Genomic DNA, 20,466 nt, shown 5'->3' with positions numbered 1-20,466 from the left:
ATGTGTGAAATTATACTTGAATAACGCCTAAATTAAATTTCTTTTCGATAGGAGCATGATCAGCAGCTTCAATACCCATAGAAATCCACGTTCTGGTATCTAACGGATTTATAACTCCGTCTGTCCAAATTCTTGCAGCTGCATAATACGGTGAAATTTGCTTATCGTAACGAGATTTTATTTTGTCGAATAATTCAGCTTCTTTTTCAGGAGTAATTTCTTCTCCTTTTTTCTTTAAAGAGGCAGTTTCAATTTGTAATAAAACCTTTGCAGCAGAGTTTCCACTCATAACAGCTAATTCAGCACTTGGCCAAGCAGCAATTAATCTTGGGTCGTAAGCTTTACCACACATAGCGTAGTTTCCTGCTCCGTAAGAATTACCAATAACGATGGTGAATTTAGGAACAACTGAATTACTTACAGCGTTTACCATTTTGGCACCGTCTTTTATAATTCCGCCATGTTCAGATTTAGAACCTACCATAAAACCGGTAACATCTTGTAAGAAAACTAAAGGGATTTTTTTCTGATTACAGTTCGCTATAAAACGTGTTGCCTTGTCGGCAGAATCGTTATAGATCACTCCACCAAATTGCATTTCGCCTTTTTTAGTTTTTACTAACTTTCGTTGATTGGCAACAATACCAACAGCCCAACCATCAATACGACCGTAACCTGTAATAATTGTTTTTCCGTAACCTTCTTTATATTGCTCAAATTCAGAATTATCAACCAAACGATTGATAATTTCTAACATGTCGTATTGTGCATTTCTTTCTTTCGGAAGAATCCCAAAAATATCTTGTTCGTTTTCTTTTGGAGGAAAAGCTTCTTTACGGCTGTAGCCAGCTTTGTCGTAATCTCCAATTTTATCAACAACAAATTTTATTTTATCTAAAGCATCTTTGTCGTCTTTTGCTTTATAATCGGTAACACCAGAAATTTCGCAATGTGTTGTTGCGCCACCTAATGTTTCATTATCAATACTTTCGCCAATTGCAGCTTTTACTAAATAACTTCCTGCTAAGAAAATACTTCCTGTTTTGTCTACAATCATAGCTTCATCGCTCATAATTGGCAAATAAGCACCACCAGCAACACAGCTACCCATTATAGCAGAGATTTGGGTAATTCCCATACTGCTCATAATTGCATTGTTTCTGAAAATTCTTCCGAAGTGTTCTTTGTCCGGAAAAATTTCATCTTGTAATGGTAAATAAACACCAGCAGAATCTACTAAGTATATAATTGGTAATTTATTTTCTATTGATATTTCTTGTGCTCTTAAATTCTTTTTTCCTGTAATAGGAAACCAAGCGCCAGCTTTTACAGTGGCATCATTTGCAACAACAATACATTGTTTACCGCTAACATAACCTATTTTTACAACCACACCACCAGATGGGCATCCGCCGTGTTCTTTGTACATTTCTTCGCCAGCAAAAGCACCGATTTCTATCGATTTAGTATTGTCATCTAAAAGATATTCAATACGCTCTCTTGCGGTTAATTTCCCTTTTTCGTGATGCTTATCAATACGTTTTTGTCCGCCACCTAATTTTACTTTGGCAAAGCGTGTGCGTAAGTCTGATGCTAAAAGTTTATTGTGGTCTTCGTTTTTGTTGAAGTTAAGATCCATTTGTAAGTTATTTGTTTGCGATTGCTAAAGTAAGAAAAACAGTTTATACTACAAGTCGTTTAAGTGTAGGATTGAATGATGTTTTCTATGGTTTTTGCAATTTCGTTGTTTCTAGATTGTTTGTTTAAAATGCGTGGTTCGGCTACACGTTCTTTACAGTTTTTAATAGCGCAAGTTTCACAAGTAACACCTACCGTTTTTTTTGTAAAGGTGTCTTCTTTAAAAAACTGAATTTTTTTCTTTAAATGAGGTGAAAGTAACATCCCTATGTTTACACTTCGGTTGTTGTTATCTTTAAAAGGATCGGCAGTTGCGGCAGATAATACTAAGTATTCGTTTTTAGTGTTTTCGTAAGAGGAAATTTGTATTCCGTAAGAAGAGTTTTTATCTGTCGATTTTTCTAATTCTTTTATTGTTTCTATAGAAAGCCATCTTCTGCAATAATGTTCGTTGTTTCTATTGGCATGTGGTGCTTGTTGCTGTGTAATATGTAGTTCTTTAGATAGTTTAAAAAATTCTGAGTTTTCTTTATGTGTAAGCCGTAAAAAGAATAAATTTTTTATATTAAAATGCTTCGGTAAAATATTAGTTAATCGCTGATAAAACGTTTCGTCAGAGCAATTATAATTTTTAGTTATTTTATGTAACTGTAGCGGTTGCCATTCTTTTAATGAGAAAAAATGAGTTAAGTTTTTAATAAGATTTTCTTTCGGAATTATTAAAGCACCAGCAAAATAAGAGGCTATAAAATTATTTAAAACCTGATCGAAACTCTCGAATTTTATCCAAGGAAAAGTATATAAACGGTTTTCAATTTTTAAATAGTTATACGCTATTTCTTTGGCGTATATGAATGTTTTTTGAGCTTCGTTTACAGTGTCGTAAATTAATAATGTTTTGTTTTTAGGGATGTAAATAGTTCTTAATTCCGATAATTTTCGATGCTTAGAAAGTTCCTCGTTATTAATAGTATAACCATATTCGCTAACTAAAATATCTTCTAAATCTTTAGAGTTGATAGGTTTGTTTAGGTTTATGTGGTATGCTTTGGCAAAAGCGACAACATTGTTTTCTATATCTTCAAAATAATTATTATGCGCCTCTTGGTAAGAGCGTAATGAAGCTAAGAAGAAATTTTCTCGAGTTAAATTATAGTTCTGAGATATTTTTATAATCGTACTAATAAAGGCATTTACTTTAGCTGGAGCATTTGCTACAATATCTATTAAGTTGCTTTCTTTAATCCCGAATAAATCTAACGGAATTTCTTTTAAAATTTTAGATTGTAAAATCTCACCAATAGGAGCCAGATTTTTATCAAGTTTTAAAGAAACTAAATGATCATAAGCAACTTCTAACTTTTCTGAAAGAATAACAATTTTATCTGTTTTAGGATATTTCTTCCCCTTTTCAATCTCGTTTAAATAAGATTTTGATAAACCGGTAAGTTTAGCTAGCCCGAAAAGGGATAGTTTTTTGTCTGTACGTATTTGTTTTAGTTTTAATCCAAAAACAAGTCTAATATATTCTTCTTCCAAAATTTAAAATTAAAAGATTCGCAATTCAAAGGTATTAAAATTAGCGAATTAATAAAAACTAGAATATTTTATGTATTTAGCGAACGTTCGCTATTTATTTTCATTTATTTTTTATATCATTGAACTATCAATAAAAAAATAAGTGGTTATGAGTCAGGATGTTTTAGTAAAAGGAATTCAATATGTAGGTTTTAATGAGGCTAATTATAAAAGTGTTTTAACAGATGAGGCAAAACTGTTTTTAACTAATCTTCATGAAGAATTCAACAAAAAACGATTACAATTATTAGAGGAAAGAGAAATTGATCAGGCTTATTTTAATATGGGTAATTATCCTTCTTTTCCTTCAGAAACAAAAGCTATTAGAGAAGGTGATTGGGTGTGTGCAGAATTGCCTCACGATTTATTGGATAGAAGAGTTGAGATTACTGGGCCGGTAGATCGTAAAATGGTTATTAATGCTTTAAACTGTGGTGCTAAAACTTTTATGGCAGATTTTGAAGATAGTAATTCTCCTAATATCTTAAATAATTTAGAAGGTCAGATTAACTTAAGAGATGCAAACAATAAAGTAATCTCGTTTTATAATGAGAAAAAAAATAAAACATATTCATTAAATAATCAAACCGCAACGTTATTGGTAAGGCCAAGAGGCTTGCATTTAAATGAAAAACATTTTGTTATAGATGGACAAGAAATGTCTGGCTCTTTAGTTGATTTTGGATTGTATTTTTTTCATAATATTAAAACCTTGCAGGAGCAAAACTCAGCAACTTATTTTTATTTACCAAAATTAGAACATTATAAAGAAGCTCGTTGGTGGAACGATGTTTTTGTGTTCGCGCAAGACTATTTAAACATTCCGCAGAAAACAATAAAAGCAACGGTGTTGATTGAAACAATTACGGCTAGTTTTCAGTTAGATGAAATTATATATGAGTTAAAAGATCACATGGCTGGTTTAAACTGTGGTCGTTGGGATTATATTTTCTCATATATTAAAAAGTTTAGAAATCACAAAGGTTTTATGGTTCCTAATAGAGATCAGGTAACAATGAAAACTCCGTTTATGGAAGCGTATTCATTACGTGTAATTCAAACATGTCATAAACGAAAAGTACATGCAATGGGAGGTATGGCTGCTCAAATTCCGATTAAAAATGATGAAAAAGCTAATGACGCTGCCTTTGCGAAAGTATTTGTAGATAAGGAGCAAGAGGTGAGGAATGGGCACGATGGTACGTGGGTTGCACATCCAGGCTTGGTAAAAGTAGCAATGGATGTTTTTAATGAAAATATGACTACGAAAAACCAAATTCATGTTTCTAGAGATGATGTAAAAATTTCTGAAGCTGACTTAGTTGAAATGCCAAAAGGAACTATTACTGAAGAGGGAATTAGAAAAAATATAAATGTTGGGGTCTTATATATCGAAAGTTGGTTGCGCGGAAACGGAGCGGCAGCTTTGTATAATTTAATGGAAGATGCTGCTACTGCAGAAATTTCAAGAACTCAGGTTTGGTTGTGGTTACATCGTAATGTAAAGATTGAAGATGGTAGGAATTTTAATCTTTCGATGTATCAATCATTAAAGAAAGAAGAGTTAGAAAAAATTAAAGATTTAGTAGGCGAAAGTAATTTTATAAATGGAAAATTTACACTAGCAATTGAGCTGTTTGATGAATTAGTTGTATCAAAAGAATACAAAGAGTTTTTAACGCTTTCGGCATACAAACACATATAAAAAAAAGTGTCTCGCAACTACGGCAATAGTTTGCGAGACGGAATTATCAAAATCTAGAGAACTTTAATAATTAAAAACAAACTTATGAAAAATTTAGCGCAAGGAAGTTATAATTCGGCATTAGAAACCGTAAAACTTCTTAAGAAAAAATACGGTAGTACTTGGGATGCTATTACTTCTGAAAATGCAGCTAGAATGATTACACAAAATCGTTTTAAAACAGGTTTAGAAATTGCTAAATATACAGCAGGTATCATGAGAAAAGATATGGCTGAATATGATGCAGATTCATCAAAATATACCCAATCTTTAGGTTGTTGGCACGGATTTGTGGCGCAGCAAAAAATGATAGCAGTAAAAAAACACCATCAAACAACTAGTAAAAGATATTTGTATTTATCGGGTTGGATGGTAGCAGCGTTACGATCTGAATTTGGACCACTTCCTGATCAATCAATGCACGAAAAAACAGCTGTTTCTTCATTAATTAGTGAGATTTATGATTTTTTACGTCAAGCAGATGGAATTGAGTTAAATGATTTATTTAGAAGATTAGAAAACGGTGAAGACGTACAAGATAAAATAGATAATTTCGAAACTCATATTGTACCAATTATTGCAGATATTGATGCAGGTTTTGGTAACGAAGAAGCAACATACCTTTTGGCTAAAAAAATGATTGAAGCTGGAGCTTGTGCTATTCAAATCGAAAATCAGGTTTCTGATGCAAAACAATGTGGTCATCAAGACGGAAAAGTAACGGTTCCTCACGAAGATTTTATAGCGAAGTTAAATGCAATTAGATATGCATTTTTAGAATTAGGTGTAGAAGACGGAGTTATAGTGGCGCGTACCGATTCTGAAGGCGCAGGTTTAACTCAAAAATTACCAGTAAGTCAAGAACCTGGAGATTTAGCATCGCAATATTTAGCTTTTGTAGAAGCAGAAGAAATTGCAATTGACCAAGCTAAAGAGGATGATGTTTTATTGAAGAGAGATGGAAAATTAGTGCGTCCGGTAAGATTGGCTAACGGATTGTATAAATTTAAGGAAGGTTCTAATATTGATAGAGTTGTGTTAGATTGTGTTACGAGTTTACAAAATGGGGCAGATTTATTATGGATCGAAACGCCAACTCCGCATGTAGGACAAATTGCAAATATGGTTAATAAGGTAAAAGAAGTGGTACCTAATGCCAAATTAGTATATAATAATTCACCTTCTTTTAATTGGACTTTAAACTTCCGTAATCAAGTATATGATGCCATGTTTATTGATGGAAAAGATATGTCTTTTTATGATAAAAATAATTTAATGGATGTTATGTATGATGGCTCGGAATTATGTAGAATAGCGGATGAGAAAATCAGAACTTTTCAAGCAGATAGTGCGCGTGAAGCAGGTATTTTTCATCATTTAATAACTTTACCAACATATCATACAACAGCGCTTCACATGAATGATTTAACGGAAGGTTATTTTGGAGAGGACGGAATGTTAGCTTATGTAAAAGGAGTACAAAGGCAAGAAATTAGAAAAGGAGTTTCGTGTGTGAAGCATCAAAGAATGGCAGGTTCTAACCTAGGAGATGATCATAAAACCTTTTTTGCAGGTGATAATGCTTTAAAAGCAGGAGGAGAGAAAAATACGTCAAATCAGTTTGAAGTAAAACAAGTAGAAAAAAGAAAAATTAAAATGGCTGTTTAATAAATTAGAAATGTATAATTAGTTAATTATATATTTTATTTTGAAGTGAAAACTCCAGCGAAAGCTGGAGTTTTTTAATTATTTAGATGTAGTTCCATTTTAATATTGCAACGTTCGTATGGACAATTTTCTTCAACCGGAATTTCTATAAATCCATATTTTTTATAGATGTAAATAGCGTTTTCTAAGGCGGTATTAGAATATAAAATTAGGTTGTTTAATTGTAAATCAGTTTTAGCAAAATTTATACAATGCTTCATTAATTGTTGTCCGATTTTAAAACCTCTGTGTTTTGGTGAAACGGCCATTTTCGTTAACTCGAAAGTAGTTCCTTTAGGCATTAAGGCAACTGTACCAACAATTTCATCATTTAATTTTGCAAAAAATATATGTCCGCCTTTATTAATGATGTATTTAGTAGGGTTGCTTAAAACCTCTTCATCAAAAGGTTCAACAAAAAAAAAGGTTTTCAGCCATTCTATATTCAGGTCATAAAAATGAGCAGAATATTGAGTTTTAAAATTTTCTATTTCTATTGTATTCATTTTACAAAAGTATAAAATACTATTGTTTTAAAATATTGAAATTTACCTTGAAATTAATATCCATGGAAAATAAAATATAATTTAGTATCTTTGTGTAAGGTTTTAAACATATGAAAATGAAAAAAAATAAAATTATATATTACGTAGCAACAGGTTTATTGTCATTATTAATGTTGTTTTCTGCAGGAATGTATTTGTTTAATCATGAAGCAGTAATGCAGATGTTTACAAACTTCGGATACCCAACATATATTATTTATCCGTATGCAGCGGCAAAAATATTAGGGCTAGTTGCTATTTGGTTTGTAGCAAATAAAACAATTAAAGAATGGGCGTATGCAGGTTTTTTCTTTGCATTTATACTTGCTTTTTTTGCACATGTTATGATTGGTGATGGTGAGCAAACAGCGGCATTGGTTGCAATGATTTTATTAATAATTTCATACGTGTATAGTAAAAAAATATAAAGACAAATGGCAAGTAAAGTATCTTCAGAAACCATATTAACAACTAATAATTATTTTGCAGAGGCAACTATGCGAAATTATAAGGCGGTAATTGATGTGCCAACAAATAAAGGAGGTAATGATAAAGGACCAACGCCTGTAGAGTATTTATTAACAGCAATTGGAAGCTGTGTCTCAATTACATTACGAATGTATGCAGAGCGTAAAAACTGGGATGTTGGTAAAATAACTGTGAATGTAACTCAGAAAGAAGAGTTAACATCCGAAGGAATTAAAAAAACACTAACAGAAGAAATATCTTTTGAAAAAGAAGTTACAGAGATGCAAAGAATTAAGTTGTTAGAAATGGCAGCGAAATGTCCTGTTGCAAAAATGGTAAAAGGAGCAACTCCTATAACATCAAAAATAATATAAGAATGAAAAAAATAATAGCATTTGCAGGAAGCAATAGTAAGAAATCAATTAATAAAGAATTAGCAATTTATGCTGCTAGTTTAGTTGATGGGGCAGAAATAAATGTCTTAGATTTAAATAACTTTAGTTTACCTGTGTATGGAATCGATGAAGAGAATGTAAATGGAATACCGAAGAATGCTCAGAAGTTTTTTGATTTAATTCAAGATGCAGACGGAATTATCTTATCGTTAGCAGAACATAATGGGAATTTTACCGTGGCATTTAAAAATATGTATGATTGGATGTCTCGTATTAATTCGAAATTATGGAATAACATTCCGATGTTATTAATGGCAGCATCTCCAGGAGCAAGAGGTGGAGCATCTGCTTTATTAATAGCTAAAAACGGATTTCCACATTTGGGTGGAAACATAGTTGCAGATTTCTCTTTACCTAGTTTCTTTGATAATTTTAAAGAGAATACTATTGTTGATGAAGCTTTAAAACATCAATTAGAAAAAGCTGTTTTAATATTTAAAAAATCATTGTTATAAATTACGTGAACTGATTTTATATTCCTTGGAATTTAAAAGTGTTTTTGTGTAAATTTGTATTAATTAAAGAAATAAAAAATGAAGATTGTTATATACGGAAGAAAAGGACACGCCCACACGGTAGCTTTTAAAAACTATTTACGAATGGCAGATATTCCATTTGAATATAAGGATGTAGCAACTGATGAAAAAGCCAAACAGCATACAAAAGAATTATATGATGGCGTTTTAAAATACCCAACATTATTTATTAATGATGAGGTGTATTTAACACCAACTTCTGATGATTTTAATAAAATATTAAAGGAAGCTAGCCTAAAAGGTTAAGCTGACTTTATACTAATTACGATTAATTAAAAATGGGAGATATTTCTAAAGACATAAAATCTAAATTTCCAAGTAATAAAGTAAAAGCATTAATAAATATTAAATATACTGCAAATTGGTTAAGTAGTAACGAAAATGAATTTTTTAAACCTTACGGAATTTCACCGCAGCAATTTAATATTCTAAGAATTTTACGAGGAGCAGGAGAAGCTATAAAAGTACAGGTTATTAAAGACCGAATGATAGAGCGTGCTCCTAACGCAACTCGTTTAATGGATAAGTTATGCGAAAAAAAATTTATAGAAAGAATTCGTTGTGAACATGACAGGAGGGTAGTTTATATTAATATTTCTAAACAAGGATTAGAATTATTAACTACAATTGATAAATCATTAAATTTAGATTATTTAGGTAATTTAACCGAAAAAGAAGCTGCTCAACTAAGTGACTTATTAGATAAAATAAGATAATATATTTAGTAGTTAATATATTGAAATTGAATAATTATGTAAAAGTATTTTCCATGGAGATTATTTAGTGTTAAATCAATATAAAATGAAGAAACTAAAAACAATACAACATAAAGTAGCGAGTCCTTTAGTTAACATGGGGCCAATAAAACTGCGACAACCATTGCCAACAGAAGGGATCGAAAATGTAGATCCTTTTTTATTATTACACCATTACGGACCGTATGCAATTAGTGAATTTAACAATCCGTTTGATTTACCACCGCATCCACATCGTGGTTTTGAACCTATTACATTGTTATTTAAAGGCGAGCAATTACATAGAGATTCTTTAGGAAATGAAATGATTGTAAAAGCGGGAGATGTACAATGGACAACTGCTGGAAGAGGAATAATTCATGGAGAAGGACCATCAAAAGAATTTATTAAAAAAGGAGGTGATTTAGAAGGAATCCAATTGTGGTTAAACTTACCAGCGTCAAAAAAAATGATGCCAGCTAATTATCAACATTTAAAAAGTGAATATATCCCTGTAATTGAAAACGATGATGAAACTATTCAGTTAAAAGTTATTGCCGGAGAGCAGGCTAGTAAAAAAGGTGTGATAAAAACGCAAACAGCAGTGAATGTTTTTACGTTAAAAGCTAAAGAATCAGGAAGTGTAGAAATTAATATTCCTGAAGATCATCAGTCGTTAGTTTATTTATTAGATGGGGAAATTCTGATAAATGAATCAACAATATTAAAAAAAGGAGAAATACAAATGGTTGTTTTTAATAAAGACGGAAACTTAATAAAAATTGAAGCAAAAGGTACATCCAACTTGTTGGTACTTTCAGGAGCGCCTATTAAAGAAAAAATAACGCAATACGGACCTTATGTAATGAACACGCAAACCGAAATTATGGAAGCTATGCGTGATTATCAAAAAGGAAAGATGGGTTATTTATATTAATATTTTAGAAAATACTTTTGGTTCTAACAAACACCATTATATACTTTATGAACGCGATAAATATTTAAAACGATGAAAAAAATAATTCACAAAGCAGCCTCTAGAGGTTATGCAGATCATGGTTGGTTAAAGTCTAATCACACGTTTAGTTTTGGAAGTTATCAGGATTTTGAAAGAATGAATTTCGGAATGCTCCGTGTTTTAAATGATGATATTGTACAACCAAAAATGGGCTTTGGTACCCATCCTCATAAGAACATGGAGATTATTTCTATTCCAATTTCAGGTGCATTGTCTCATAAAGATAGTATGAATAACAAGCGTTCGATAGAAGTAGGAGAAGTGCAGGTGATGAGTGCCGGAACAGGAGTAACACATTCTGAATTTAATGATAGTAAAACAGATGAAGTTAATTTTTTACAACTTTGGATTATTCCAGAAATAGAAAATGTAACACCATATTACAATCAAAAAATGTTTGATGCTTCCGGAAGAAAAAATAAATTTCAAACATTAGTATCGCCAAGAAATAAGCAAATAGCAAACTCTTTACCTATAAATCAACAAGGATATTTAGCAATGATTGATTTAGATAAAGGTATAGAAGTTACCTATGAATTAAAAAATGCAGATTATTTTTTCTTAATAGGCGGATCTATTGATATAGAAAATGACACGCTAGAAACAAGAGATGCAATAGGTATTTATGATGTAGATGTCGTAACTATTACTGGTAACAAAAACAGTAAATTATTGGTTATTGATGTACCCATGAATATGTAATAATAATTGAATTTATTTATTCAAAAACCTTAGTTCTCTTTTAAGATCTCTTTAGCAGAAGAAAAGAGGTATAAATATATTAGTTTAATATATCCGTTATAATTTATCTTCCTTAATAGATCTTAATATGATAGGATTTATTTATTAATATTTTATGATTTTGTAATTAGTTGTTTTACTTTTTAAGTTCAAAAAATAAACATATATTGCAAAGTATTATGCATGCATAATACTTTTAAACATTCAATTCATGAAATACAAACATATATTTGAGCCATTAGATTTAGGTTTTACAATCTTAAAAAATCGAATTTTAATGGGATCTATGCACACTGGTTTAGAGGAAGAAAAAAACGGAACTGAGAGAATTGCAGCATATTATGCAGAACGTGCTAGAGGAGGAGTAGGATTAATTATTACAGGTGGAATATCACCAAATATTCAAGGTTGGACAGCGCCATTTTCTGCTCGAATGAGCACAAAAAAACATGCAAGAGAACATAAAGTCGTTACAGATGCAGTGCATAAAGAAGGTGGTAAAATTTGCATGCAAATTTTACACTCAGGTCGTTATGGCTATCACCCATTAACAGTAGCACCATCAAAAATACAAGCACCAATTAATCCGTTTAAACCGTTTGCTTTAAAACAATCGGGAATTCGAAGAACGGTTAAAGATTTTGTGAACTGTGCAAAACTATCACAAGAAGCTGGTTATGACGGAGTAGAAATTATGGGTTCAGAAGGTTATTTAATTAATCAATTTATTGTAAAAAGAACCAATAAAAGAACCGATAACTATGGAGGTAGTTACGAGAACAGAATTCGTTTAGCAGTTGAAATCGTTGAGAAAATTCGTAAAAGTGTAGGTGAAAATTTTATTATCATTTACCGATTATCAATGTTAGATTTGGTAGAACAAGGAAGTTCATGGGAAGAAGTTGTTCAGTTAGGTAAAGAGATTGAAAAAGCAGGAGCCACTATAATAAATACAGGTATTGGTTGGCACGAAGCACGAATTCCTACCATTGCAACATCGGTACCAAGAGCAGCGTTTACTTGGGTAACACAAAAAATGAAAGAAGAATTATCAATTCCGTTGATAACTTCTAACCGTATAAACATGCCAGAAACGGCAGAGAAAGTATTAGCAGAAGGACATGCAGATATGGTTTCTATGGCGCGTCCGTTTTTAGCAGATCCTGAATGGGTAAATAAAGCGAGAGAAGAAAAGGATGATGAAATAAATACCTGTATTGCTTGTAATCAAGCGTGTTTAGATCATGCTTTTCAGAAAAAAGTAGCTAGCTGTTTGGTAAATCCGAGAGCTTGTCATGAAACAGAATTCAATTATAATCCAGCAGAAAAAAAGAAAACAATCGCAGTTGTAGGAGCAGGACCTGCAGGTTTGGCAGCGTCAACCATTGCTGCTCAAAGAGGACATGATGTAACACTTTTTGATGCTGATAAAGAAACTGGAGGTCAGTTTAATATCGCAAAACAAATTCCGGGTAAAGAAGAGTTTTATGAAACAATCCGTTATTTTAATAAGCAATTAGAACTGCATAATGTAACTGTAAAATTAAATACAAGGGTATCTGCAGATGATTTAGAAAAAGGTAATTTTGATGAGGTTGTAATTGCAACAGGAATAAAACCTAGAGAGTTAAAAATTAACGGAATTGATCATGAGAAAGTATTAAGTTATATTGATGTCGTTAAATTAAAAAAATCAGTAGGCAAAAGAGTTGCCGTTATTGGTGCAGGAGGAATTGGGTTTGATGTATCAGAATACTTAGCACACGAAGGAGAAAGCACTGCTTTAAATATTGATGCTTGGTTAAAAGAATGGGGAATCGATAAAACTCTTACCGCAAGAAGTGGAATAGAAGGTGTTAAAGCAGCAATACATCCATCACCAAGAGAAATTTTTATGTTCAAACGAAGTAAGGGTAAGTTTGGTGCAAATCTTGGAAAAACAACAGGTTGGATTCATCGTGCAACTTTAAAAAAGAAAAAAGTACAATTTATTAATGAAGTGCAATACACTAAGATTGATGATGAAGGATTGCATTACACTCAAAATGAAGAACAAAAAGTATTAGCAGTTGATCATGTAATTATTTGTGCAGGTCAAGTTCCGTTAAAAGAATTACTAGAGCCTCTAGAGGCCAAAGGAATAAAAACCCATGTAATTGGAGGTGCAGATTTCGCATCAGAGTTAGACGCTAAAAGAGCTATAAATCAGGGTAGTAGGTTGGCTGCAGAAATATAGCAACAAGTAAAATTAAAATATTAAGAATCCTACATCAAGTAGGATTTTTTTGTTGCATAATTAAACAGTATTTTTAGCAAACTAATCAGAAAAAACAAACATGAAATCATTCACAATAAAAGAAATTAACTCATTATTAAAGGGGGAATTAATCGGAGATTGTTCCGAAGAAATTACCGCTCCAGAGCAAATTGAAAAAGCAAAAAAAGGTCAAATTACTTTTATTGGAAATAAGAAATTTGCTCGTTTATGGGATAGTTCTAACGCTAGTGCCGCAATTATTGATGCTAAAATAGAAATTGAACCAGGAGTTGATAAAGCATTTATAAAAGTAACAAATGCGGATCTAGCAATGGCAACATTATTAGAAGTATTTCAAGAAGATGGTCCTCATTTTGAAACTGATATTCATCCAACGGCAGTAATTGATAAAACAGCAAAAATTGGTGTAGGTTCTAAGGTTGGTGCTAACACATATGTTGGTAAAAATGTGGTTATATCAGAAGGCGTTATTTTGTATCCGAATGTTTCAGTTTTTGATGATACTACTATTGGTAGTAATACAATCGTTTGGTCGGGTACCGTAATCAGAGAGCGAAGTGTAATTGGTAATGATTGTATTTTTCACGCAAATGTAAGTATTGGAGCAGACGGATTTGGTTACAGACCAAGTGAAAAAGGTTTAACTAAGATTCCACATATAGGAAATGTTATTATCGGAAATCAAGTAGAAATAGGAGCAAATTCTTGTGTAGATAGAGGTAAGTTTAGTTCTACTATATTAGGAGATGGATGTAAGATTGATAATTTAGTGCAAATCGGTCATAACTCTGTGTTAGGTAGATTTTGCATCATGGCAGGAAATAGCGGTTTAGCAGGTTCGGTAACATTAGGTGATGGCGTTGTTATTGGAGGAAGTGCTTCAATAAAAGATCATACAACAATTCATTCAGGTGCAAAGGTAGGAGCAGGATCAGGAGTTATTGCAGATGTTGCCGCAGGAAAAACAGTAGTTGGTTATCCTGCAACAGATGCTCGTGAAATGATGAAACAATGGGTTGCTTTACGTAAGTTAGCAAGAAGTTAAAAAATAAATTTACTTTTAAAAATCTTACTTCTGGTAAGATTTTTTTATGCGAATTATTTAAAGAGAAAATAAATGTCGATATTTGCAGTTCACATTTTTTATAAAGAGTAAATTATGGCAATGAATAAAAATACTGTCCTAGCTTGGGCAACGTTTATAATGATTTTAATAGGTCTTTTACTAGTAGGTTTAGGGGCTTTTAGATATGATGAAGTAGCTGGCTATGGATTTGCAGCAGTAGGTTTAGGTTTCTTTGCAAATGCATGGGTTTTTAATGCATTAAAAGGAAGAGTTTAATTAATAAAAAACAATAAAATGTCAGACGATAAGAAGGTCATTTTTTCAATGAATAAGGTTTCAAAGACCTATCAAAGTACTAATAAACAAGTTTTAAAAGATATTTATTTAAGCTTCTTCTACGGAGCCAAAATTGGTATTTTAGGTTTGAACGGATCGGGTAAATCTACCTTATTAAAAATCATCGCAGGAGTTGAGAAAAATTTCCAAGGAGATGTAACTTTTTCACCAGGATATAAAGTTGGTTATTTAGAGCAAGAGCCTAAATTAGATGATAGTAAAACAGTTATCGAAATCGTAAAAGAGGGAGTTGCTGAAACGGTGGCTATTTTAGAAGAATACAATAAAATCAACGATATGTTTGGTTTAGAAGAAGTGTATTCTGATGCAGATAAGATGGATAAGTTAATGGCGCAACAAGCAGAGCTTCAAGATAAAATTGATGCTTCGAATGCTTGGGAACTAGACACCAAACTAGAAATTGCCATGGACGCATTGCGCACTCCAGATGGTGATACACCAATTAAAAACTTATCAGGAGGGGAAAGAAGAAGAGTTGCTTTATGTAGACTTTTATTACAAGAACCTGAAATTTTATTGTTAGATGAACCAACAAACCACTTAGATGCAGAATCTGTTCACTGGTTAGAGCATCATTTAGCACAATATAAAGGAACTGTAATTGCGGTAACGCACGATAGATATTTCTTAGATAACGTTGCAGGTTGGATTTTAGAATTAGACAGAGGTGAAGGAATTCCTTGGAAAGGGAATTACTCTTCTTGGTTAGATCAAAAATCTTCAAGAATGGCACAAGAAAGCAAAACAGCTTCTAAGCGTCAAAAAACATTAGAACGAGAATTAGAATGGGTTCGTCAAGGAGCAAAAGGTCGTCAAACAAAGCAAAAAGCGCGTTTGAAGAACTATGATAAATTGATGAGTCAAGATCAGAAACAAACTGATGAGAAATTAGAAATCTACATTCCTAACGGACCTCGTTTAGGAACCAATGTAATTGAAGCGAGTGGAGTTTCGAAAGCGTTTGGAGATAAATTATTATATGATAATTTAGAATTTAATCTTCCGCAAGCTGGAATTGTTGGAATTATTGGACCAAACGGTGCTGGTAAAACCACCATTTTTAAAATGATTATGGGAGAAGAAACTCCTGATGGCGGAAACTTTAAAGTAGGTGAAACAGCTAAGATTGCTTATGTAGATCAGGCACACTCTAATATCGATCAAGATAAATCTATTTGGGAAAACTTTTCTGAAGGTCAAGATTTAGTAATGATGGGCGGTAAGCAAGTAAATTCTAGAGCTTATTTAAGTCGTTTTAATTTCGGTGGAAGTGAGCAAAATAAAAAGGTTTCTACACTTTCTGGTGGTGAGCGTAATCGTTTGCATTTAGCGATGACTTTAAAAGAAGAAGGAAACGTTTTATTATTAGATGAGCCAACAAACGATTTAGATGTAAATACTTTAAGAGCCTTAGAAGAAGGTTTAGAGAATTTTGCTGGTTGTGCGGTTGTTATTAGTCACGATAGGTGGTTTTTAGACAGAATTTGTACACACATTTTAGCTTTTGAAGGAAACAGTGAAGTATATTTCTTTGAAGGTGGTTTCTCTGAATATGAAGAAAATAAGAAGAAACGTTTAGGAGGAGATTTAATGCCGAAACGTATTAAATATAGAAAGCTAATTAGATAATTACTTACTATATTTTATTATAAAAAACAAAAACTCGAAGCTAGCATACTTCGAGTTTTTTCTTTCCTTTTCATTTAACAATTCTCCCACCAATAATAAAAACTGTTTAGTAGATAGTTTTTCATAGTTTGTGTTTTATGTTAAAGAATTGTTAACTACAATAAATGTGCCAAAAAATAACAATATTTATTACAAATACATAAAAAGTTTATAAATAGTGTTTATTTTTAACATTTAAGAAGTGTATTTTGTATTGTTGCTAAAGGTTTTAAACTAAGAGTAAGTGCTCTATTTAATATTTTAAAATAGTTTTATTAAAAATGATAAAGAAAAAGTATCAAAATAGTATAAAGATTTTAAGTGTTTTATTACTATTATTAATAGGAGTAAATTTTTATATATCAACTAAGGTAGAAAAATTTCTTTTAAAAAAATCGATTGAAAATAAAATTACATTTACAGGTAATGTATCAACAAATGTATTGCTTGGTAATGTATCAGTAAACAATATTGTAATTAAAAAGGATAGTTTAGAGGTAGAAGTAGAAAGTGTATTATTAAAAGGTTTTTCATATTACTCATATTTTAAAAACAAAAAAATATCAGCAGATTTAGTACAGTTAAATACATTAGAACTTGAAGGAAAACTATTAAAAGATATTGTAAATAAATCAACAAAAGGCAGTACTAAAACGAATGCGACAGAAATAGAAATAGGTGCTGTAGAAGTAAATGGTTTAAAAGTAGATGTTATTGATTTAAAGAATAATTTTCTTAAAGTAGAGGAAGTTGTATTAAAAGTTACGGAAGTTAAATATGATGCATCTCTAAAAAACGCTATTCCTTTTTTGTATAAAGAAATGTTTGTGTCTGTAAATAATTTTGAAAGAAAAACTTCAGAAACGCAAGCTTTTAAAATAGGTAATTTATCTTTTGAAAATTCAAAACTTACAATTGATAGTCTAGAAATAGTACCGTTAAAATCTAGAAAAAATTATATATACCATGTTGCTTATGAAACAGACTTATTAAGTCTTTTTATAAAAAAAATTAATATACCTGAATTAAAAGTTATTAATAAAGAGAAATTATTTTTTGAAGCAAAACAGTTATTTATAGATGAAGGTGATTTTAATGTATACTTAAATGGAACAGTTTTAGAGGATGCAAATGAACGAAAAGACTTATACAGTAAAAGTTTACGAGAGTTGCCGCTTGAACTTAAATTAGACACGGTAAAAATTAGTAATAGTAAAATTGTATATGAAGAGTTAGCGGATGTTGAAAGAAAAGCCGGACTTATTAGTTTTCATAAAATAAATGCAACTATAAGTAACTTATTAAACATAAAAGTAAAAGATAGTTTTCCTACAACTAAAGTAATAATAAACTGTAGTTTTATGAATACATCTCCTTTAGAAATTGATTGGAGGTTTAATGTAGGTAGTTTAAATGATGCTTTTCAAATTAAAGGAAAGTTAGGAGCAGTGTATTCAGATAAAATAAATTCATTTATAAAACCAAATTTAAATGTAGAGTTAGATGGAGAAATTTCAAAATTATTTTTTAATTTCTATGGAAATGATACTGAATCTAATGGAGATTTTGCAATTCAGTATAAAGGATTAAAAGTAAAAGTATTAAATAAAGATAGACAAATAAAAAAATTAGTGTCTTGGATTACTAGTTTAATAGTGAAAAACTCCTCTAAAGATGGTATAGAAAAAGTGAAAATTTTAAAACTTGAGCGAAATAAAACTCGTTCTTTTTGGAACTTTTTATGGGAGAATATTAAAGAGTCTTTGAAGAAAATTTTACTATAAAAAAACCTCACCAAATAGGTGAGGTTTTTTTATAGTAAAATTTATATTTTTTCTTTCTAACTATGAAAAGCAGCGTTATGTGCTAAATCTCCAGCACAACTATTACATTTACCAGCGGCATCTCCACCTCCTGCACATCCATTAGCACAAGTATAGTGGTATTGGCCAGCAGCGTTTGGTCCGGCAGCTGTTGGTGCTACAGGAGTAGATATTGGTGTTGTAACGGGTGTTTGTGATGTGTTATGAAAAGCTTGGTTATGAGCAAGCGCTGTGTTACAAACCGGGCAAGCACCTTGAGCGCTTGAGCTTCCTCCTTTACATTTCTTAGGGCATATATAATGTGCACCACCTACAACATTAGTAGCGGAATTATTCATGCTTGGAAGTACAGGAACAGGACGTTCGTTAAAAGGAACGTTTAAAGGATGTGTAGCAGCTTTTTTTTCTTCCGTTTTACAAGAATAAAAACATACTACTAACAATGCGAATATAGGGATCAATTTTTTCATCCTCAAAGATAAAAAAAAAAACCTCGCCTAATAAATAGGAGAGGTTTCATTTATATAAACTTTAAGAGTTTTATAAGTGAATTACTTCATCATAAGCATCAGCAACAGCTTCCATCACTGCTTCACTCATTGTTGGGTGTGGGTGGATAGTTTTTAATACTTCATGACCTGTAGTTTCTAATTTACGGCCTAAAACAGCTTCAGCAATCATATCGGTAACACCAGCACCAATCATATGGCAACCTAACCATTCACCATACTTAGCATCAAAAATTACTTTTACAAAACCATCAGGAGTTCCAGCTGCAGTAGCTTTACCAGAGGCAGAGAAAGGAAATTTACCAACTTTTAATTCGTAACCAGCTTCTTTTGCTTGCTCTTCTGTGAATCCAACAGAAGCAATTTCTGGAGTAGCGTATGTACAACCAGGAATGTTTCCGTAATCGATAGCTTCAGTATGTACACCAGCTAATTTTTCAACCAAAGTAATTCCTTCGGCAGAAGCAACGTGTGCTAATGCAGGTCCAGGAGTAACATCTCCAATAGCATAATAACCCGGAATGTTAGTTTGATACCAGTCGTTTACTAAAATTTTATCTCTATCAGTTATAATACCAACATCTTCTAAACCGATGTTTTCAATATTCGTTTTAATTCCAACAGCCGATAATAAAATATCTGCTTCTAAAGTTACTTCTCCTTTTTTAGTTTTAACGGTCGCTTTTACGCCGTCACCAGAAGTATCAACAGATTCTACAGAAGAACTTGTCATTACTTTAATTCCAGCTTTTTTGAAAGAACGTTCCATTTGCTTAGAAACATCTTTATCTTCAACAGGAACAATATTTGGCATAAACTCTACAACAGTAACCTCAGTTCCCATTGAGTTGTAAAAATGCGCAAATTCAACACCAATAGCACCAGAACCTACAACTATCATAGATTTTGGTTGGCTTGGTAAGCTCATTGCTTCACGATATCCAATTACTTTTTTACCATCTTGTGGTAAATTAGGTAATACTCTAGAGCGAGCACCAGTAGCGATAATAATATTATCAGCGCTATATTCAGTTATAGTTCCGTCTTCGGCAGTAACATCAACTTTTTTACCAGTTTTAATTTTACCAAAACCGTTAATAATATCAATTTTGTTTTTCTTCATTAAAAAAGAAACACCTTTACTCATTCCTTCAGCAACACCACGACTACGTTTAATAACAGCTTCGAAATCTTTATCGATTGCTTCTGCCTTTAAACCATATTGGTCTACATGTTTTAAATAATCATAAACCTGAGCAGATTTTAACAATGCTTTTGTAGGAATACATCCCCAGTTTAAGCAAATTCCACCTAAGCTTTCTTTTTCAATTACTCCAACCTTAAATCCTAATTGAGATGCTCTAATAGCAGTTACATAACCTCCAGGACCACTTCCGATTATTAATACGTCGTATTTCATGTCGTTTATTTTTACTTGTTGTTTGTTTATTCGTTTTTATTTATGTCATCTCGAGTGATTTTATTTTTAAAATCATATCGATAAGTTGGGCGTTCGAGCGGGCTTTCACTACTCGCTTTTTTAGTTTTGTTCTCGATACAAATTTATTCATTCTTCATAAATTTACTCGAACTGACAACTA

General features: G+C 31.7%; 19 protein-coding genes. 14 read left to right on the top strand and 5 right to left on the bottom strand.

The genetic code is table 11. The annotated features are described in order from the left end of the window. Positions 1-10: 10 nt before the first annotated feature. Together P2G10_RS08550 and P2G10_RS08545 are read right to left on the bottom strand one after the other, a co-directional pair. Positions 11-1,639 (bottom strand): acyl-CoA carboxylase subunit beta, encoded by a 1,629-nt coding sequence (locus P2G10_RS08550; RefSeq protein WP_275316105.1) that lies wholly within the window; start codon positions 1,637-1,639, stop codon positions 11-13. Between the two features lie 59 nt (positions 1,640-1,698). Then, a complete protein-coding gene (locus P2G10_RS08545; RefSeq protein WP_275316104.1) occupies positions 1,699-3,177 on the bottom strand; it encodes a helix-turn-helix domain-containing protein in 1,479 nt (492 codons plus the stop codon). Positions 3,178-3,325: 148 nt separating this feature from the next. Here P2G10_RS08545 and aceB point away from each other — a divergent pair, with 148 nt between their 5' ends. Continuing rightward, the gene (aceB, locus tag P2G10_RS08540) at positions 3,326-4,921 is read left to right on the top strand and encodes a malate synthase A (protein ID WP_218772865.1); all 1,596 of its coding nucleotides are present in this window, start codon (positions 3,326-3,328) and stop codon (positions 4,919-4,921) included. A gap of 84 nt (positions 4,922-5,005) precedes the next feature. Next, positions 5,006-6,628, top strand: a complete 1,623-nt coding sequence (locus P2G10_RS08535; RefSeq protein ID WP_275316103.1) for an isocitrate lyase — start codon at positions 5,006-5,008, stop codon at positions 6,626-6,628. A 74-nt stretch (positions 6,629-6,702) separates the two neighbouring features. Here the strand turns inward: P2G10_RS08535 and P2G10_RS08530 are convergent, their stop codons facing one another. After that, complete coding sequence (locus P2G10_RS08530; RefSeq protein WP_275316102.1) at positions 6,703-7,173, bottom strand: GNAT family N-acetyltransferase; 471 nt, start codon at positions 7,171-7,173, stop codon at positions 6,703-6,705. Between the two features lie 116 nt (positions 7,174-7,289). Between P2G10_RS08530 and P2G10_RS08525 the strand changes: the two genes are divergently transcribed. The 12 genes from P2G10_RS08525 (at position 7,290) to P2G10_RS08470 (ending at position 18,317) form a co-directional block, all read left to right on the top strand. Next, positions 7,290-7,640: a DoxX family protein gene (locus P2G10_RS08525; RefSeq protein ID WP_218772862.1), complete on the top strand. Its 351-nt coding sequence runs from the start codon at positions 7,290-7,292 to the stop codon at positions 7,638-7,640. Positions 7,641-7,646: 6 nt separating this feature from the next. After that, positions 7,647-8,054, top strand: a complete 408-nt coding sequence (locus P2G10_RS08520; protein WP_275316101.1) for an OsmC family protein — start codon at positions 7,647-7,649, stop codon at positions 8,052-8,054. 2 nt (positions 8,055-8,056) lie between these two features. Next, positions 8,057-8,590 carry an NADPH-dependent FMN reductase gene (locus P2G10_RS08515; protein ID WP_218772860.1) on the top strand — a complete coding sequence of 178 codons (534 nt, stop codon included), beginning with the start codon at positions 8,057-8,059 and terminating at the stop codon, positions 8,588-8,590. Positions 8,591-8,668: 78 nt separating this feature from the next. Next, positions 8,669-8,917: a glutaredoxin family protein gene (locus tag P2G10_RS08510; protein ID WP_218772859.1), complete on the top strand. Its 249-nt coding sequence runs from the start codon at positions 8,669-8,671 to the stop codon at positions 8,915-8,917. A 32-nt stretch (positions 8,918-8,949) separates the two neighbouring features. Further along, on the top strand, positions 8,950-9,387 hold the full coding sequence (locus P2G10_RS08505; protein ID WP_218772858.1) for a MarR family winged helix-turn-helix transcriptional regulator: 438 nt from the start codon (positions 8,950-8,952) through the stop codon (positions 9,385-9,387). Positions 9,388-9,472: 85 nt separating this feature from the next. After that, the gene (locus P2G10_RS08500) at positions 9,473-10,342 is read left to right on the top strand and encodes a pirin family protein (RefSeq protein ID WP_275316100.1); all 870 of its coding nucleotides are present in this window, start codon (positions 9,473-9,475) and stop codon (positions 10,340-10,342) included. A 72-nt stretch (positions 10,343-10,414) separates the two neighbouring features. Next, positions 10,415-11,125 carry a pirin family protein gene (locus P2G10_RS08495; protein WP_275316099.1) on the top strand — a complete coding sequence of 237 codons (711 nt, stop codon included), beginning with the start codon at positions 10,415-10,417 and terminating at the stop codon, positions 11,123-11,125. A gap of 250 nt (positions 11,126-11,375) precedes the next feature. Beyond that, entirely contained in the window at positions 11,376-13,400 is a 2,025-nt protein-coding gene (locus tag P2G10_RS08490) for an NADPH-dependent 2,4-dienoyl-CoA reductase (RefSeq protein ID WP_275316098.1), read from the top strand. A gap of 100 nt (positions 13,401-13,500) precedes the next feature. Next, positions 13,501-14,487: a UDP-3-O-(3-hydroxymyristoyl)glucosamine N-acyltransferase gene (gene lpxD / locus P2G10_RS08485; RefSeq protein ID WP_275316097.1), complete on the top strand. Its 987-nt coding sequence runs from the start codon at positions 13,501-13,503 to the stop codon at positions 14,485-14,487. Positions 14,488-14,601: 114 nt separating this feature from the next. Continuing rightward, positions 14,602-14,784, top strand: a complete 183-nt coding sequence (locus P2G10_RS08480) for a CAL67264 family membrane protein (protein ID WP_218772853.1) — start codon at positions 14,602-14,604, stop codon at positions 14,782-14,784. 18 nt (positions 14,785-14,802) lie between these two features. After that, positions 14,803-16,494 carry an energy-dependent translational throttle protein EttA gene (ettA, locus tag P2G10_RS08475; protein ID WP_218772852.1) on the top strand — a complete coding sequence of 564 codons (1,692 nt, stop codon included), beginning with the start codon at positions 14,803-14,805 and terminating at the stop codon, positions 16,492-16,494. A 320-nt stretch (positions 16,495-16,814) separates the two neighbouring features. After that, on the top strand, positions 16,815-18,317 hold the full coding sequence (locus P2G10_RS08470; protein WP_275316096.1) for a hypothetical protein: 1,503 nt from the start codon (positions 16,815-16,817) through the stop codon (positions 18,315-18,317). A gap of 56 nt (positions 18,318-18,373) precedes the next feature. Here P2G10_RS08470 and P2G10_RS08465 read toward each other — a convergent pair whose 3' ends face one another. Then, a complete protein-coding gene (locus tag P2G10_RS08465; RefSeq protein WP_275316095.1) occupies positions 18,374-18,826 on the bottom strand; it encodes a heavy metal-binding domain-containing protein in 453 nt (150 codons plus the stop codon). Positions 18,827-18,896: 70 nt separating this feature from the next. Then, a complete protein-coding gene (gene lpdA, locus P2G10_RS08460) occupies positions 18,897-20,285 on the bottom strand; it encodes a dihydrolipoyl dehydrogenase (protein ID WP_275316094.1) in 1,389 nt (462 codons plus the stop codon). Positions 20,286-20,466: the final 181 nt, after the last annotated feature.

Source organism: Tenacibaculum bernardetii (assembly GCF_029125915.1).
GTDB lineage: Bacteria > Bacteroidota > Bacteroidia > Flavobacteriales > Flavobacteriaceae > Polaribacter > Polaribacter bernardetii.
Note: the sequence above shows the minus strand (reverse complement) of the source record. Positions and strands in the feature narration are given on the sequence as shown.